We start from the raw sequence: 16,651 nt of genomic DNA, 5'->3' as shown, positions 1-16,651 counted from the left end.
GATGAAACGGTGGGGGTGTGGTCGGATAGACAGCGTTGGCAGACACGGAAGGAATCCGATGCAGGGAGACCGCTTTCACGATTCCCCATTCCCGAATCCCCATTCCCGGCTTCCCATCAATCGATCAACTGATAGGCCGGCAAGGTGAGGAAGTCGGCCAACGCCTCGTCGCGCGTCAGCCGATCCAGCAGCGCGATGGCCTCGTCCACGCGCGCCCCGCCTGGCAGCAGCGCGCGCTCGCCCAGCCGTGCCGGCAACTGCCGCAGGCAGGCGTCGAACAGGGCGAAGTCGATGGCGGTGCCGTCGTCCAGGTGCAGGCCGCCCACGTGCAGCCACTGCCACAACTGGCTGCGGCTGATCTCGGCGGTGGCGGCGTCCTCCATCAGGTGGTGGATCGGCACGCAGCCGTTGCCGTCCAGCCACGCCGCCAGGTAGCGCACGCACACTTCGATGTTGCCCTCGAAGCCGGCGCGGGTGATGGTGCCGGTGGACGGGGCGATCAGCGTGTCGCGGTCGGCCTGCACGTCATCGCGGCGCACCGCGTGCTGGTTCGGCGTGCGCATGTGCTCGTCGAACACGGCGCGGGCGATCGGGATCAGCGCCGGGTGCGCCACCCAGGTGCCGTCGTGGCCGGCGGTGACTTCACGCAGCTTGTCCGCGCGCACCCGCGCCATCGCCTGCTCGTTGGCCGCCTCGTCGTGGCCGATCGGAATCTGCGCGGCCATGCCGCCCATCGCATGCGCGCCACGGCGGTGGCAGGTGCGGATCAGCAGTTCCGAGTAGGCCTTCAGGAACGGCTGGGTCATGGTCACCTGGCCGCGTTCGGGCAGCACCCGGTCCGGATGCCGGCGGAAGGTCTTCAGGTAGGAAAAGATGTAGTCCCAGCGGCCGCAGTTCAGGCCGACGATGCGCCCGCGCAGCGCATGCAGGATCTCGTCCATCTCGAACACCGCCGGCAGCGTCTCGATCAGCACGGTGACCTTGATCTGGCCCTGCAGCAGGCCGAGCATATCCTCGATGTGGGCCAGCGCGGTCTCCCACAGCGCCGCTTCCTCCATCGACTGCAGCTTGGGCAGGTACAGATACGGACCGCGGTCCTTGGCCTGCAGCGCGCGGCCGTTGTGGAAGGCGAACAGCGCCGCATCGAACAGGCCGCCGGCCAGCGGCTGGCCATCGACCAGCACGTGCTTCTCGTCCAGGTGCCAGCCGCGCGGGCGCACGATCAGCACCGCCTGCTCCTCGTAGGGCCGCAACGTATAGCGCTTGCCCGGGCTGCCGTCGCGCGCGGCCGGCGCGGTGAAGGTCAGGGTCCCGGCCACCGCCTCGGCCAGCGCGCGCTGGCCGGCGACCAGGTTGCGCCAGGTCGGCGCGGTCGAATCCTCGAAGTCGGCCATGTACACCTTGGCGCCGGAGTTCAGCGCGTTGATGACCATCTTCGGATCGGTCGGGCCGGTGATCTCGACCCGGCGGTCCTGCAGCGCCTCGGGCAGCGGCGCCACCTGCCAGTCGCCGTCGCGGATCGCGCGGGTGTCGTCGCGGAAGTCCGGCAGGCCGCCGGCGTCGAAGAACGCCTGGCGCTCGCGCCGCGCGGCCAGCCGCGCCTGCCGCTCCGGCTCGATCGACCGGTGCAGCGACACCAGCAGGGCCAGCAGCGGCGGCGGCAGCAGTGCGTCCTGGCCGGCCAGCGAAGCAGTGAGCGCGATACCCGGCGTGGAGCGCGTGGACGGGTCGGGAGCGGTGGCGAAAGCGGGGGCGGACATGTGGGGATTCCTCGATGTTTCCGGGGCTCCACCGTGCTGCCGACGCATGTATTTGACAAAGCAGTTTTGTCAATGCTTTATATAAATAAGATTTATATCTATCACGTCATGGCTACGAGCAACGCCGCAACCCCGCGATTTCCCTACAAATCCGACCGGCTCAAGCCGCTGCGCGCGTTCTGCCAGACGGTGCGCCTGGGCGCGGTGTCGCGGGCCGCGGAGGCCTTGTTCGTCAGCCAGCCGGCGGTGACCCTGCAGTTGCAGGCGCTGGAACGCGAACTGGGGGTGGTGTTGTTCGAGCGCAGCGGCCGGCGCCTGGTGCCCAGCCGCGAGGGCCAGTTGCTGTACGAGATGGCGCAGCCGCTGGTGGAGAGCCTGGACCGGCTGGAGGCCGACTTCCGCGAGAAGGCGCGCGGGCTGGACGCCGGCGAACTCAACGTCGCCGCCAACAGTTCCACCATCCTCTACCTGCTGCCGAAGATCGTGGAGGCCTTCCGCGCCCGCCACCCGCAGGTGCGGCTGACCCTGCACAACGCGATCAGCGCCGACGGCACCGACCTGCTGCGCGAGGACGCGGTGGACCTGGCGGTCGGCTCGATGCTCGACGTGCCGGCCGACCTCAGCTACGCCCCGGTGTACCGCTTCGAACAGTTGCTGATCGCCCCGCACGACCATCCGCTGGCCCGCAAGCCGAAGTTGACCCTGGAGGACCTGTCGCCGTACCCGCTGATCCTGCCGCCGCGGCGCCAGGTCACCTACCGCCTGGTCGACCTGGTGTTCCAGCAGGCGCGCGTGCCCTACACCGTGGCGCTGGAGGTCGGCGGCTGGGAAGTGATCAAGCAGTACGTGGCGATGGGCATGGGCGTGTCCATCGTCAGTTCGATCTGCCTCACCGACGCCGACCGCGCGCGCCTGGCCACCCGCGCCCTGGGCGACTACTTCCCGGCGCGCAGCTACGGCGTGGTGGTGCGCAAGGGCAAGTACCTGTCGCCGCAGGCACGCGCCTTCATCGAGCTGATCCAGCCGGACCTGTTCACCCCGCGCGGCTACGACGAGAGCGGGCCCTCGGAGCGGTAGCCGCGCACGGCCGCGCGTCAGCGGCGCCCTTGGGCTCTGCTACCGTGGCGGCACGCCCGCTGCACACCGACCGCCCGTGTCCCTGCCCTCCCGCTACGCCGAAGCCGACGCCCCACCGGCGCTGCGCGACCGCCTGCGCTGCAGTTGGCGATTCCGCCAGGGCGAAGCCGAGACCGCCGCGACGCAGGTGCTGCCGGATGGCTGCGTCGACCTGATCTGGGACGGCCGCGCCCTGTTCGTCGCCGGGCCGGACCGCCGCGCCACCGATGCCAGATTGGCGCCAGGCAGCGTGCTCGCCGGCGTGCGCCTGGCCGCCGGTGCCGGCGCCAGCCTGCTCGGCGTGCCGCTACACGCCATTGCAGACCAGCGTGTGCCGCTGGAGGCGCTGTGGGGCGTCCGCGGCCGCGACTGGCAGGCACGGATGGAAGACACCGCCGATCCGCTGACGGCTTTGCACACGCTGTGCGCGAGCCGGCCGCTGCACCGCGACTCCGCGATGGCCTGGCTGTTCGCACAACTCGCCGGCGACGCAATGCCGCGGCTGGACTCGCTGACCCATGCGCTGGGCGTCAGCGAACGCACCTTGCGGCGACGCAGCCACGACGCGTTCGGCTACGGCGCCAAGACCCTGGAGCGCATCCTGCGCCTGCAACGCTTCCTGGGCCTGGTCCGCCAGCATCCCAGCCTGACCGCGGCCGCCCTCGAAGCCGGCTACGGCGACGCCCCGCACCTGGTGCGCGACAGCCGGCAACTGACCGGCCTGCGCCCGCGCGACCTGGTGCAGCGGCACGCGCGCTTAGCTGGCCGTTTTCGCCAAGTCGGCAGCCGCACCGTGGTCGATACTGGCGCCCCGTCCAAAGGAACCGCCCATGTCCCGCGCCGAACAGCATCACCGCATCGACTATCTGGAATTCGCCGTCGCCTCGATCACCGCGGCCAAGGCCTTCTACGGCCAGGCCTTCGACTGGACCTTCCAGGACTACGGCCCGGACTACTGTGAATTCCGTGACGGCCGCCTGAGCGGCGGCTTCTTCCACGGCACGCCGCAGCCCGGCGGCGCCCTGGTGGTGCTGTACTCCAACGACCTCGCCGCCACCCAGGCGCGCATCGAAGCCGCCAGCGGCCGCATCGTGCGCCCGCTGTTCGACTTCCCAGGCGGGCGCCGCTTCCACTTCGCCGACCGCGACGGCTACGAGCTGGCGGTGTGGTGCGAGGGCTGATGTCCACTGCGCACGCGCGGCGATGCGGCCGCGCTGGTCCGGATCGCGCGTGCTGATCGCCAATGGCCCGGCGGTGGACGGTCGCCGCACCGCGATCGGCGCGGCGACGCAGTGGCTGGGCGCATGGATCACCCAGTCCGCCGCCGCCGGTGCCCTGCCCACGCTCCACGCTGCCACCTCGCCGAACGCTCAGCCCGGCGGGTACTACGGGCCCGACGGCCTGTTCGAGCTGAAAGGCAACCCGGCTCCGGCCAGGATCGCCGGGCAGGCGCGCGACCCGCAGGTGGCCGCGCGGTTGTGGGACGTGGCGTGCACGCTGGCGGGCGTGGCGTTCTGATTGCGAAGCGGTCGTGCCGCCGCCTGCAGGCGTCGTAGGCGTAGGCCAACTAAAGAGATATCTCATCACGACCTGTTCTTCGGAAAGCCATTCTTCAGGTCCAATCTCCTTAGAGTGGTGATTTGGGATACGAAGAATGATGCTACTCAAAACTTCTGGTCATCAAGCCGGAAAATCTGACTTAAGGACTACAGATCACGCGTAGTCTGGCGTTGGCAATGCTCTTGATGTACACGTAGCTCGTGCCGAGTACTGCCAACACTTCATCCAGATTGCTCTGCAGAGAAATGGCGGGCTGCACAATGACAAAGCCGATCCGAACTTCCATGTCTCTAGCTTTCCTGCGCAGCAAGTCGAGGACCTCAGGCGATCCTTTAAGGAGACGATTCCTTCCCTTGCTTACAGACTTTCTGTACCGGTCCATTAGCCGCTGGAACAGTTTTTGACCCCTCGCGTGCCATTTCACAGATCGACTTGCCTGTCCGGTTACCACATAGGCATCCTCGATACGACCACCCGGAGCTTGGCCAGACTTGCAGTACTTGCAGTGATAGAAGTCAACCTCTATCCATTGATCCAGGACCCGCACGGCAACCAGATCTGCCACCTCACCGGCTCCGTCATCATCGAAGACTATGTCGTAGTGAGGTGCAATCTCTCTGAACGTGTGTCCCTGAACACTAGCGAGGTCGTTTCGATCCATCATGGACTCCCTGCTGATGTCTACATCAGTCCACACCCAACTCTCCAGGTGATTCCAAGGAAGTTTTACATTGAGACTGCCAGGCGAATAGATCCTGTAGTTTCCAATAATTACTGAGCCATCAGCAGATAGCAGCCTCAGGCGCGCATTATTAAGATACTCATCAAGTCTCTGTTTTTTTACACCCACCGTGAAAGTGGAATTTGGCGCAGAATATGAGTATCCGTCTTCCCCAAGCGTGATCTTTATTTTCAACAACTCTTGCTCTTGCTCTCCTTCCGGTGAAGCTATGAGGGGCACGGCCAAAATTGCCGGCGCTTCGTAGACCGGGGCCCCAAGCGTCAGATCTGTAATTGAGTATGAAGCCGAGTTGACGGTGATAGTACACCTGCTCTCAGTCTCGATCATGAGTTGATCTGGCCAGTCAGCAAAGAACAGTCCTTCAGGCCAAACATTCTTTATCCTCTCGCTTCGGAGGACATTTTTAAGGATGTCGGACGTATCAATGTTCTGATCATTGATCTTGGCTGAGACTTGGTCACACCATTTGATCCATTCATCAATTGCCGAATCATCCATTCTCCATAGCTTCCCTTTTGTAGAGCATCCAGCAGTCGTTTTCTCTCCATTGGCGTGCCCCACTGCGAACACATTTGTCTTGGCAGACGTTCCGTTCTCCAAGTCTTCCATCACAGAGTTAACGTCCTGACCTACATGCATGGTGAATCGAACTTCCCGGCCACCTCGCATCAGCCCAACGTTCTGAAGCTTGAGAAGGTCAATTCCACTGAGAATACGAAACACCGCGTCATCACGAATTCTTGGAGCTTCTGGAGCAATGAGGCCGACAAAGCGCCCAAGCTGTGCCTCATCGCCAGAGCAAGTTGCAAAGAGCGTCTTGTCTACTTGTCTGTAGTATGCAAGGTAGAGATTCCATGTCGTCGTCATGACGGAGGCGCTATCTGCCCACTCCACCGGAACAGCCTGCTTGGTTACAGCCATGACGATAGAATCGTCACCGCCGACCGAACTTAACTCCAGCGTCTCGCCCCGTCCTCTCAGCTTTGCAACATTACTTGGCATCCATCCTGAAGGATTTACGCGATAGGCAATCGCACTCGTGTTTGGTTTCGGGTTGAGCGAAACAATCTTCTCCGCGTCGTCATTTCCTTCGAACTTCGCCTCAAACTCTTGGCGTTCCAGTTCTCTCCCAATCTTAGTTTCACTTACTTCGCGAATAATCATGCCCCAGTCCGCATCGGAAGCGTAAAGTGCCTGCATCTCTCCGTCGATACGTTGGTTGGCGATGTTAGCTATGAACTTTGCTGGTCCCAACTTAGATGAGACTCGTGTTAGACGCCCGATGAACTGCAGGGTCACAGCGGGACTGCGGTGTTGATCATGGATTGCCGCGAGCTTGAGCTCAGGAAGATCGAATCCTTCCCCTAGCATGTTTACACAAATGATAATTCTGCACTTACGGTTAATAACGTCCTTTCTTCTTTCAGCGAGGCCCTTAACCTTGTTGTGCAACAGCGCAGGATTGAGGTCTGTCCCATCCGACAGTCTCGCATAGATGGCCGCGACGCTATTGGCTTTCTCTATCCCCGAACATCGCGCTAATAAGATGTGATCAAAACCATCCCTAAGGTCCTGCTGAAGAAGAGCGACAGCCTTTTTGGCGATAGCTTCGTCAGCCATATCCTCCCGGTATTCACGTATGGGATGGAACTCAATTTCTTGGAAATAGCCATCGCGCTGGGCTTGCCTTAGCGTGTAGTTAAACACGATTTTTCCGCTTATACGCTGGTCATCCAGTCGAAACGGAGTAGCAGTGAAGTATAGAGCCGGCTTGCCATCGGCAGCAGCTCTAATGCGCTCCCAAGTTTCGGCAACCACATGATGAGCCTCATCAAATACGACATGAGTGAAAAACCCCATGACTTCCCGTAGTTCATCCGTCTGAAGTAGAGCCAGGGTATCCGGAGTTGTGACTGTGACATTTGCTCCTTCTATCGCACCTAGATCGAACGCACCACTTAAGCCTGCTGCCAAATGAACCTTAGGCGAAAGCAACTCGTCTGTTACAACTTCGATCAGCCTTAACGTCGCCAGGGACTCAAGACGCTCGCTCATTTGTGAGCGCAGGGCATCCGATGAAACGACGAGAAGCGTTCGCTTGAACAGCCCTGCCAACATAAGTGCGAAGATGGTGTCGGTCTTTCCGGTTCCTGTTGGCATCACAACAGTTGCCGGTTTTGTAGGCGACATATCGAGATGAGATAGGACAGCGAATGCGGCTGCTCTTTGAGGCAACCTGAAACCTTTTAAGCCCGTCTTACCATTCGCAACCTTAAAGATTAGCCGATGGTCGGCCCAGCTTTTATAGACCTCATTCTTCGCATAAAAGTCATAGTCGATGTCCATTTTTCAAACTCCTTTCCTTGATGCGTTCCTGTATTGAGACATGTCTAACGTAACGGTCTCTCAATCAAGCCAGATACTTCACTAGGCCTACCTTTTCTTCAAACCCAAAACCTACACGTCCGCATTTACTGTTTCCGTAAAACGAACACTGGCCCAAAACCCTCGCCACAAGCATATTCAGCCCTGCAGCCCCATTAGCAAGCCTGAGCAATAACATATCAGATGGCCAACACGGCTGATTGACTGGATTCGAGGGTCGGTTGGCTCACGCCTTACATATCATCTATTGACACACTCACCGACCAGTCGCACTCTTGACCCAAGGAGCGTCGAAACTCCTCACGTAGCGGTACCCACCTCCGACAAACCGGTGGGTTTTTTGTGCCTGCATGCTTGCAAGCGCAAGCCGACGCGATGCCTGCGTCGGGAGGGCGGCTAATACAACACCCTTCGGGGAAATATGCCCGCCGGCTACGTGCGGTTTCGAACCTCCCGACTTCCCGTCCGCCGTTCTTGGCGGGCGCACCCCTTGATGGAACGAGGAGGCAACGATGTCGCACGATCGCTTGGACGACGAAGACATGCCCGGCTATTTCCTGCCGGAGGACAGCCAGTTCCGGCTGGCGAAGCTGCGCGATCACGTGCGGTTCCTGCTCCGGCTGGCGCAGCCGCGAACGCAGGCCGAGGAGCGGGCTGCGGAGCCCAAGGTGCGCATGGGCGAGCTGGCGTTGTGCCTGGAAATGTTGGGCCGATCAGGTGGATCTGGTACTGCATGCGCTGTCTTATCCAGCACAGCGGATCGACACGACGTACAGCGCCGGGCGTTCTGCAACCGCCGAGGCGACGCCAGATACACATGACAGCGGGTTTTGGATCACCCAAGAGCAGATCGACGGACTCACCCTGCTGGCCGACTCCGTCTCGGCCCACACTGGGATGGTGGCGGCCTGCGATGTGCCCGAGCGTGCCGACCAGCAGGTGCCAGCGACGGATGACACGCTCTGCGATGCTGCCAACGCGATACGCACACTACTGCTGCAGATCGCGCGCCAGCCGCTGCGCGCCCCAACGTCCAATGGCGTGCGCGAAGAGCGTGTGGTCTATGCGTTGCCGTGGATGGTGCCGCCCGCGAAAGGCAGGCAGTTGCATTGAACCCGACATTGGCGTGCGGGCACGAGCGCCTCTTCGGAAATGAATAGTCTTACGCCGTGAAAATCCAATTCGCTGCGATGCTTGGCTTCGCCAAGCCAGTCTTCGAAGGTCTACACTTATGCCGGGATGACACCACCTCACAAGCCACGTGGCCTGCAACGCTACTGATCACCTTCCAGGTTGACGCTGTAGAACTCAATATTGTTCGCGGCGTCGGCTGCCAAATCTCTCGCAGATTGGGCTAAGAGCTTTGCGTCTTCTACCGGCTGGTTGGGGTTACCCAGATCGTCCGTACCTTTCGTGTACCCATCGTTGAAGTGCGAGATCTCGTGCAGGATCGTCCCCGCCTTGGAGTATGTGTTCTGCGCGTTACCGATGGCTGGAAGGGAGAAAAACAGCGGACAGATATTGATGGCGTAGGGCTCGGACGGGTTCACCCACGCGACCGTATTCGCCGGATCAACCTTTCCCTGCTTTTCGCAATTGCATTGCGTGGACAATGTGGGTGGATTCGGCAATTGATTCTCTTCCTTCCCGAGGCGGATTGCATTGACGTGGATCCTCCACGCGATCTTTCCGTTGACCGTGCCATTCGGGCTGGACATGTCGTTCGGGTCGCCGTACTGGCCATACCACTTCGTGTAACGCGGAGTCTGGTTGAACGTAAGGTTTCCGTTTCCGTCGGATTGAAGGAGCGACTGTGTGTAGTTCGAGGTTGCGAGGGCGAGGTCGCCGGCGTTGAGCACCGCCTCCTGAATCGCGCTTTGCTGTTCGGCGCTACAGGCAACAGCCTCTGCGGCCTCAATGCTTCGAGCATCGGATTGAGGCTCGGCCGATGCCTGCGGTGTGACCTCAATACGGTTGGATGTGGCAGCCTTGAGTTGGTTCGGGTGATCGGAAGCGTTCGCGGCGGCGGCCGTCGGAAGTTCGCGGTACCGCAGAAGAGGCTGCACAGTCACAGAGTAGTGGCGGCCAGGCATGATCTGGTAGCTCAGGGACAGATCCACCGTCGCGGATCTCGACTCACCCGGACGCAGGATGACGTCAGGCGTCGAACCCGGCAGTTTGCTTACGTAAATGCCACGGTAGTCTACCGGGCTCCCGTCTTCCTGCAACACGCGGAACAGATTGGCTTGCATTACCCCATCGCGGCTCACCGCTGGAACATAAGCATCAGGCACCGCGATAGGCTGATTCCCCGCATTAGTCAAAGTCATCGTAATGACCGCTCCGCCAGAGCTGGCTCTGGCAACCTGCGCATGCTCCAGTCGAATGTCTAGCTGTCCTGCGGCAGACGCCGCAAAGCAAGCGCACAGCATCGCGATACCCACAATCCAGTTTCCTTTCATCGTCCTCTCCTCGTGGTGGATTTGGTTGAATCTTCGAACCACGCCCTGATGGTACATAGGCGATCCGTCGCTGCAACTGTTACGCAGGCCTTTGAACCCATCAATGCGGATCCTGCTGCACCAAGAGAGATTTGACGCCTAGGATCTGACGGAGTTTGGATCGATAAAAATTCATTTCGAACCGTCCATGCTCGTAGACAAAAATTTCCATCCTTCTCTACTGGCGCGGCTGAGCAGTCCGCCCGCATTGAGGATCGCGCCCTCCACGGCGGGACGCGGACATGTACGGAAAGAGGACGACGTATATCCGTTACTGCCACCTCAGCGGAATGGATTGTCGAGTTTTTGCTAGCCAGCGCATCTGGCATCCGCATCCCTCGCCGCCTTGAAGTGAGTCAGTACCAGCGCCGCAAGGCATATCCAGATCACCCCAACGAAAAACGGGATGGCCGCAAGGCCATCCCGTTCTCCACACACTCGATCGGCGCAGCGCCGATCAGTTCTTCAGACCGCGGTTTTCCAGCAGCGGCTCGACGCTGGGGTCCTTGCCGCGGAAGTCGCGGTACAGGGTGGCCAGGTCGACGGTGTTGCCGCGCGAGAGGATCTTGGCGCGGAAGATGTCGCCGTTGGCGCGGGTCAGGCCGCCATGCTCCTTGAACCACTGGAACGCGTCGTCGTCGAGCACTTCCGACCAGAAGTAGGCGTAGTAGCCGGCCGAGTAGCCGCCGCCCCAGATGTGGTCGAAATAGGTGGTGCGGTAGCGCGGCGGCACTTCCGGCAGGTCCACCTTGTACTTCTTCAGCGAGTCGGCCTCGTACTTGTCCACGTCCTGCAGCGGCGCGTCGGCCGGCAGGGTGTGCCAGGACAGGTCGAGCAGCGCCGCCGACAGGTACTCGGTGGTGGCGTAGCCCTGGTTGAAGGTGCGCGACTTCTTGATCTTCTCCACCAGGTCGGCCGGCATCGCTTCGCCGGTCTGGTAGTGCTTGGCGTAGTGCGCGAACACCTTCGGATCAGACGCCCAGTGCTCGTTGAACTGCGAGGGGAACTCGACGAAGTCGCGCGAGGTGGCGGTGCCGGCCAGGGTCGGGTACTTCACGTTGGAGAACATGCCGTGCAGCGCATGGCCGAACTCGTGGAACATGGTGGTGACGTCGTCGAAGCTCAGCAGCGCCGGCTGGCCGGGAGCGGGCTTGGTGAAGTTGCACACGTTGTAGACCACCGGCTTGGTGCCGGTCAGGCCGTTCTGGCCGACGAACTCGTCCATCCAGGCGCCGCCGGACTTGCTGTCGCGCTTGAAGTAGTCGGTGTAGAACAGCGCCAGCGACTTGCCGTCCTTGTCGAACACTTCATAGACCTTCATCCCGTCGTGGTAGGTGGGGATGTCGGTGCGCTCCTTGAAGGTGAGGCCGTACAGCTGGTTGGCGGCGTAGAAGACGCCGTTCTGCAGCACGTTGTCCAGTTCGAAGTACGGCTTGATCTGCGCTTCGTCGAGGTCGTACTTGGCCTTGCGCACCTGCTCGGCGTAGAAGTCCCAATCGGCGGCGGTGAGCTTGAAGCCGCCCTTCTGCGCGTCGATCACCTTCTGCATCTCGGCCGCTTCGCTGCGCGCCTTGGCGGTGGCGGCGGGCACGGTGTCGGTGAGCAGCTTCAGCGCCGCGTCCGGGGTCTTGGCCATCTGGTCGCTGAGGCTGTAGGCGGCGTAGCTGTCGAAGCCGAGCAGCTTGGCCTTCTGCGCGCGCAGCTGCGCCAGGCGCTGCACGGTCTGGCGGGTGTCGTTGGCATCGCCCTTCTCGGCGCGCGACTGCGAGGCGGCCATCACCTGCTGGCGCAGGTCGCGGTCCTTCAGCGAGGCCAGCACCGGCTGCTGGGTGGTGTTCTGCAGAGCCAGCAGGTACTTGCCGTCGAGCTTGCGCGCGGTGGCGTCCTGCGCGGCCGAGGCGATGTCGCCGTCGGACAGGCCGTCGAGCTTGGCCTTGTCGTCCACCACCACCGCACCGGCGGCGGTGGCCGCGACCAGCTTGGTGTGGAACTGCGTGGCCAGGGTGGTCTCTTCGACGTTGAGCTTGCGCAGGGTGGCCTTGTCGGCGTCGGACAGCTGCGCGCCGGCGCGCACGAACTCCTGGTATTCGTACTCGACCAGGCGCTTCTGCTCCGGGTCGAGGGTCAGCGTGTCGCGCTGGTCGTACAGGCTCTTGATGCGCGCGAACAGCTTGGGATCCAGGCTGATCTCGTCCTGGTGCGCGGCCAGCTTGGGCGCGATCTCTTCCTGGATCTTCTGGCGGGCATCGTTGGTGTCGGCCTGAACCAGGCCGAAGAAGATGCGCGACACGCGGGTCAGGGTCTCGCCGCTGCGCTCCATCGCTTCCAGGGTGTTGGCGAAGGTGGCCGGTTCCGGGTTGTCGGCGATCTTGCGGATCTCGGCCAGGTGCTGCTTCATGCCCTCTTCGAAGGCCGGCAGGTAGTCGCTGTCCTTGATCTTGTCGAACGGCGGCGCCTGGAACGGCAGCGTGCTGGGGGTCAGCAGCGGGTTGGCGGCGGCGGCGGGCTGCGCGGCGGCCGGAGCAGCGGGGGCGGCGGGCACGGGGGTGGACTCCTTACCGGAACAGGCAGCCAGCGCCAGGCTGATGGCGGCGGCCAGAACGACGTTACGCGACATGAGGTGGAACTCCTGGGAGGACCTTGGGGCCAAGACAGCCGCCCACGTTACCGGGTTTGCATGGCAGCGGCATGTGCCATTGGCTCGGCCCGGCGCGGCAGCCAGCCGGCGTACAGATGGCCGGGCGCAGGCATGGCGCCAGCGCCCCGCAGGGGGCGCCGGCGCGCAGGGCTCACTGCCCGCCGGGCAGCGGCAACGCCTCGTCCTTGAAGATGGCCACGTGCGGCACGCCGTCGGCGCCGATCCAGCCGCGGTACATGCCCTCGGTGTTGAACGGGAAGGCCACGCTGCCGTCGGCGCCCAGCGCGATCGCACCGCCGTCGCCGCCGGCCTTGGGGATCTGCTGGTCGATCACCGCGTCGGCGGCCTGGGCCAGGCTCTGTCCGGCGTACTTCACCCGCGCGCAGATGTCGTAGGCGGCCACCGCGCGGATGTAGAACTCGCCCCAGCCGGTACCGGACACCGCGCAGCGGCTGTCGGCGAAGGTGCCGGCGCCGATGATCGGCGAGTCGCCGACGCGGCCGTACCGCTTGTTGGTCATGCCGCCGGTGGAGGTGCCGGCGGCCAGGTTGCCCTGCAGGTCCAGCGCCAGCGCACCGACCGTGCCGAAGTGCTTGGCGGTTTCCAGATCGGCGTGCGCCTGCTTGTTGGCTTCTTCCTTCAGCGCCTGCTGCAGTTGCTGCCAGCGCTTCTCGGTGCGGAAGTAGGACGGCGCGACCAGCGTGATCCCGTGCTGCTTTGCGAAGACCTCGGCGCCATCGCCGACCAGCATCACGTGCTCGGACTGGTCCATCACCGCACGCGCCAGTTCGATCGGGTTCTTGACCCGGTGCACGCCGGCCACCGCGCCGGCCTTGCCGGTGCGCCCGTCCATGATCGCCGCGTCCAGTTCGTTGCGGCCGTCGTGGGTGAACACCGCGCCCTTGCCGGCGTTGAACTGCGGCGAGTCCTCCAGCACGGTGATCGCCGCGGCGACCGCATCCACCGCCGGCTTGCCCTGCGCCAGCAGCGCCTGCCCGGTACGCAGCGCCTTCTCCATGGCCGCGCGCGCCTCGGCCAGGTCGGCCGGGCTGCTGCTGGCGCGCTCGACGCCGGCGCCGCCATGGATCACCAGGGTGGTGGCGGGAATCTCGCGCATGCGCCCGTCCTGCACCGCGTAGTAGCGGTGGAAGACCGGTGCCTCGACGCGGCCGTCGGGCAGGTGCAGGGTGGAGCCGGGGCCGACCCCGACGGTCTCGATGCGCGCGGCCTGCAGCGGCTGCCCGGCCGGGGTGGGCGGTTGCAGCGGCCCGGCGACCACGGTGGCCACGGCCTGCGGATCGGTGGCATAGACGCGCGCGGTACCGTCGCCCTCCACCGCCAGCGCGGCGCTCTCGTCCACGCCCAGGCCGATCAGCGGTTCCCCCTTGGGCGCCAGCGTGGCGGCCTTGGCGCGGAACGCGAACAGGCGGCCGAGGCGGTCGCGCTCGCGGAAGTGGGTGTCGGTGATGACCCGCTTGAGCAGGTCCAGGTGCAGGAAGTCGGTCTCGATGGTGACCGCCGGCCCCAGCGGATCGGCCAGCGCCGCCGGGCTGGTGATGCTGCCGCCGTCCATCGAGCCGTACAGGTACTCGCCCAGCATCGCCAGGCCGGCGCTGGTGCCGCCCAGCGGCTTGCCGGCGCGCACGTGCGCATCCAGCGCGTCGGCCACCGGGGTGTTCTTCCAGTAGCGCACGTAGCGCGACTGGTCGCCGCCGGCGATGAAGATGCCGTCGGCGCGGGCCAGCGCGCGCAGCAGCGCCGGATCGCTGGAGGCGCCGCGGCCGCTGAACACGAACGTCTCGACCGAGGCCACGCCGCCGACCTTGCGGTAGAACTCCTCGCCCACCTCGTTGGCCTGCGAGGCGCGCAGCACCACCACGTGGCCGTGCCCGGCCTTGGCCATGAACCAGCGCAGCGCATCGTAGTTGCGGTCGCCGCCCCCCATCAGCAGCAGGCCGGGCGACACCGGGCCGGGTGTGGGCGCGGCCGGATCGCCGACCAGGTACTGGCGGTAATCGCGCGCGACGGCGGGCGTGGCCAGGCACAGGCCCAGCAGCAGCGACATCCAGGGCCGGAACATGCCGACGGAACGGGTCATGCGGATCTCCTCGGGAACGGGGCGGGCAGGCGAGCGTGCGGCTCGTTGCTGAGAGGGGACGAACGGCGGCACGGTTTCCCCCCGCCGCCTTCACCCTCCCACGTCGGCGCGCGCGGCACTTGCCCGCACGCACCGGCGATCGGCTAATGTGGGATCCATGTCCGCTTCCCTCGACGATTGGTTCGTCCAAGAAATCCTCGTCCACGAGCAGGCGCTCAGCGGCTACCTGCGGCGCTGCTGGCCGCATCGCGAGGAGTGGCACGACCTGCGCCAGGAGATCTACGTGCGCGTCTACGAGGCCGCCGGCAAGGCCCGGCCGAGCCTGCCCAAGTCGTTCCTGTTCGCCACCGCGCGGCACCTGATGACCGACCGGCTGCGCCGCAACCGGGTGGTGTCGATCGAGGCAGTGGGGGATCTGGAGTCGATGCACGTCCTGATAGACGAGCTGTCGCCGGAACGCTGGTGCGGCGGACGGCAGGTGCTGGGCCGGCTGGCTGCGGCCTTCGACCGGTTGCCGGACCGCTGCCGCAGCGTGGTCTGGCTGCGGCGGGTCGAGGAACTGCCGCAGAAGGAGGTGGCCGTGCGCCTGGGAATCAGCGAGAAGAGCGTGGAGAAGCACGTGGCCCGGGGCATGCGCCTGCTGGCCGATCATTTCCATGGCGACGAGGGCGCGGCGGCGCCGGCGAAGCCGATGCAGGCGCGGGCACGCGATGGACAGCAGGTGGATTGAGGCGCGTGCGGCGGCCTGGCTGGCGCGGCGCGACCGCGACGACTGGTCCGACGCACGGCAGGCGCGCCTGGATGCCTGGCTGGCCGCGGCCACCGCGCACCGGGTGGCGTTCCTGCGCCTGCAGGCCGCCTGGCAGGAGAGTGGGCGCCTGCAGGCGCTGGGCGCCGGCCAGCGCGATGGGCAGGTGCCCGAACGCGGCCGCTGGCAGGGCCTGGGCGGCCGCAGCACGCTGGCGCCGGCCGCCACGGCCGCCACCGCCTCGCCGGACCTGCGCGGCCTGCGCTTCGCCGCGCGGCCGCGTGCGCCGCGGCGACGGCGCTGGCCGGCGGCGCTGGCAGCGGCGCTGCTCGGTGCCGCGGTGCTGTCCCTGGTCTGGCGGCATGCCGTCGAACCAGTGCCGACCGCCTATGCCAGCGTCACCGGCCAGCTGCGCCCGGTGGCCCTGGCCGACGGCTCGCAGGCCACACTGAGCAGCGACAGCCGCATCGCGGTGGCGCTGTCGCGCGCGCAGCGGCGCATCGACCTGCAGCGCGGCGAGGCGTTCTTCGCGGTGAGCAAGGACCCGGGCCGGCCCTTCGTGGTCGACAGCGGCGCGCGCCGGGTGGTGGCGGTGGGCACGCGCTTCGCGGTGCGCCGCGAGGCCGATGCGCTGCGCGTGGTGGTCACCGAAGGCACGGTGCGGCTGGAATCGGCGGGCGCGCCGCAGGCGCCGCCGCTGCTGCTGCATGCCGGCAGCATCGCCCAGGCCGGGCCGCACGGGGTGCTGGTACGCCGGGTCGCGCTGGCCGAAGCCGAGCGCGCGCTGGACTGGCGCAGCGGCTACCTGAGTTTCGACGACACCCCGCTGCAGGCGGCGGTGGCCGAGTTCAACCGCTACAACACGGTCAAGCTGCAGGTCGCCGATGCCGGTGCCGCGGCGCTGCGGGTCGGCGGCAACGTGCGCTGGTCCAACGTCGATGCCTTCGTGCGCCTGCTCGAACAGGGGTTCCCGATCCGCGCCGAGCGCCACGGCGACACGGTGTTGTTGCACAGCCGGTAAGCCGTCCCGCGCCGGGCGGGCGCGGCGGCGGGGGGATTTGTCGGTCTCGTTCGTCCTGGAGCTACTGAGGCGCGCTCCGCGC

General features: G+C 64.8%; 12 protein-coding genes and 2 pseudogenes. 8 read left to right on the top strand and 6 right to left on the bottom strand.

Features of this window, described 5'->3' with window-relative positions:
- Positions 1-116: 116 nt before the first annotated feature.
- Complete coding sequence (gene aceB, locus RAB70_RS04645) at positions 117-1,760, bottom strand: malate synthase A (RefSeq protein WP_148830012.1); 1,644 nt, start codon at positions 1,758-1,760, stop codon at positions 117-119.
- A 108-nt stretch (positions 1,761-1,868) separates the two neighbouring features.
- On the opposite strand from aceB, the gene RAB70_RS04640 reads away from it, so the two are divergent.
- The 4 genes and pseudogenes from RAB70_RS04640 to RAB70_RS04625 all read left to right on the top strand — a co-directional run bounded on the left by RAB70_RS04640 (position 1,869) and on the right by RAB70_RS04625 (position 4,394).
- Positions 1,869-2,837: a LysR family transcriptional regulator gene (locus RAB70_RS04640; protein ID WP_017911632.1), complete on the top strand. Its 969-nt coding sequence runs from the start codon at positions 1,869-1,871 to the stop codon at positions 2,835-2,837.
- 76 nt (positions 2,838-2,913) lie between these two features.
- Positions 2,914-3,633: pseudogene (locus tag RAB70_RS04635) on the top strand (DUF6597 domain-containing transcriptional factor); the annotation flags it as partial.
- Positions 3,634-3,706: 73 nt separating this feature from the next.
- Entirely contained in the window at positions 3,707-4,057 is a 351-nt protein-coding gene (locus tag RAB70_RS04630; RefSeq protein WP_148830011.1) for a VOC family protein, read from the top strand.
- A gap of 49 nt (positions 4,058-4,106) precedes the next feature.
- Positions 4,107-4,394 carry a hypothetical protein gene (locus RAB70_RS04625; protein ID WP_225851728.1) on the top strand — a complete coding sequence of 96 codons (288 nt, stop codon included), beginning with the start codon at positions 4,107-4,109 and terminating at the stop codon, positions 4,392-4,394.
- Positions 4,395-4,575: 181 nt separating this feature from the next.
- Here the strand turns inward: RAB70_RS04625 and RAB70_RS04620 are convergent, their stop codons facing one another.
- A complete protein-coding gene (locus tag RAB70_RS04620; RefSeq protein ID WP_148830010.1) occupies positions 4,576-7,524 on the bottom strand; it encodes a DEAD/DEAH box helicase in 2,949 nt (982 codons plus the stop codon).
- A gap of 551 nt (positions 7,525-8,075) precedes the next feature.
- On the opposite strand from RAB70_RS04620, the gene RAB70_RS21325 reads away from it, so the two are divergent.
- The gene (locus RAB70_RS21325; RefSeq protein ID WP_408068858.1) at positions 8,076-8,384 is read left to right on the top strand and encodes an XAC0095 family protein; all 309 of its coding nucleotides are present in this window, start codon (positions 8,076-8,078) and stop codon (positions 8,382-8,384) included.
- Positions 8,281-8,676 (top strand): hypothetical protein, encoded by a 396-nt coding sequence (locus RAB70_RS04615; protein ID WP_309252715.1) that lies wholly within the window; start codon positions 8,281-8,283, stop codon positions 8,674-8,676. Before RAB70_RS21325 ends, RAB70_RS04615 begins: the two co-directional genes overlap by 104 nt.
- Positions 8,677-8,837: 161 nt before the next feature.
- Here RAB70_RS04615 and RAB70_RS04610 read toward each other — a convergent pair whose 3' ends face one another.
- From RAB70_RS04610 to RAB70_RS04595, 4 genes and pseudogenes are all read right to left on the bottom strand, one after another.
- Complete coding sequence (locus RAB70_RS04610; RefSeq protein ID WP_148830009.1) at positions 8,838-10,025, bottom strand: M35 family metallo-endopeptidase; 1,188 nt, start codon at positions 10,023-10,025, stop codon at positions 8,838-8,840.
- Positions 10,026-10,521: 496 nt separating this feature from the next.
- Positions 10,522-12,681, bottom strand: a complete 2,160-nt coding sequence (gene dcp / locus RAB70_RS04605) for a peptidyl-dipeptidase Dcp (RefSeq protein WP_265531285.1) — start codon at positions 12,679-12,681, stop codon at positions 10,522-10,524.
- 172 nt (positions 12,682-12,853) lie between these two features.
- Positions 12,854-13,819: an isoaspartyl peptidase/L-asparaginase family protein gene (locus RAB70_RS04600; RefSeq protein ID WP_265531601.1), complete on the bottom strand. Its 966-nt coding sequence runs from the start codon at positions 13,817-13,819 to the stop codon at positions 12,854-12,856.
- 264 nt (positions 13,820-14,083) lie between these two features.
- Positions 14,084-14,605: pseudogene (locus RAB70_RS04595) on the bottom strand (cyanophycinase); the annotation flags it as partial.
- 352 nt (positions 14,606-14,957) lie between these two features.
- Between RAB70_RS04595 and RAB70_RS04590 the strand changes: the two are divergent.
- Positions 14,958-15,530 carry an RNA polymerase sigma factor gene (locus RAB70_RS04590; protein WP_017911627.1) on the top strand — a complete coding sequence of 191 codons (573 nt, stop codon included), beginning with the start codon at positions 14,958-14,960 and terminating at the stop codon, positions 15,528-15,530.
- Positions 15,511-16,569 carry a FecR family protein gene (locus RAB70_RS04585; protein ID WP_148830438.1) on the top strand — a complete coding sequence of 353 codons (1,059 nt, stop codon included), beginning with the start codon at positions 15,511-15,513 and terminating at the stop codon, positions 16,567-16,569. The genes RAB70_RS04590 and RAB70_RS04585 overlap by 20 nt, the downstream gene beginning before the upstream one ends.
- Positions 16,570-16,651 lie beyond the last annotated feature (82 nt).

The sequence above is a fragment of the Xanthomonas sontii genome, assembly GCF_040529055.1.
GTDB classification, from domain to species: Bacteria; Pseudomonadota; Gammaproteobacteria; order Xanthomonadales; family Xanthomonadaceae; genus Xanthomonas_A; species Xanthomonas_A sontii.
Note: the sequence above shows the minus strand (reverse complement) of the source record. Positions and strands in the feature narration are given on the sequence as shown.

Coding starts and splice junctions, on each gene's coding strand:
- aceB (WP_148830012.1), bottom strand. CDS start 1,760: ATGTCCGCCCCCGCTTTCGCCACCGCTCCCGACCCGTCCACGCGCTCC.
- RAB70_RS04640 (WP_017911632.1), top strand. CDS start 1,869: ATGGCTACGAGCAACGCCGCAACCCCGCGATTTCCCTACAAATCCGAC.
- RAB70_RS04630 (WP_148830011.1), top strand. CDS start 3,707: ATGTCCCGCGCCGAACAGCATCACCGCATCGACTATCTGGAATTCGCC.
- RAB70_RS04620 (WP_148830010.1), bottom strand. CDS start 7,524: ATGGACATCGACTATGACTTTTATGCGAAGAATGAGGTCTATAAAAGC.
- RAB70_RS21325 (WP_408068858.1), top strand. CDS start 8,076: ATGTCGCACGATCGCTTGGACGACGAAGACATGCCCGGCTATTTCCTG.
- RAB70_RS04610 (WP_148830009.1), bottom strand. CDS start 10,025: ATGAAAGGAAACTGGATTGTGGGTATCGCGATGCTGTGCGCTTGCTTT.
- dcp (WP_265531285.1), bottom strand. CDS start 12,681: ATGTCGCGTAACGTCGTTCTGGCCGCCGCCATCAGCCTGGCGCTGGCT.
- RAB70_RS04600 (WP_265531601.1), bottom strand. CDS start 13,819: ATGCGCGAGATTCCCGCCACCACCCTGGTGATCCATGGCGGCGCCGGC.
- RAB70_RS04590 (WP_017911627.1), top strand. CDS start 14,958: ATGTCCGCTTCCCTCGACGATTGGTTCGTCCAAGAAATCCTCGTCCAC.
- RAB70_RS04585 (WP_148830438.1), top strand. CDS start 15,511: ATGGACAGCAGGTGGATTGAGGCGCGTGCGGCGGCCTGGCTGGCGCGG.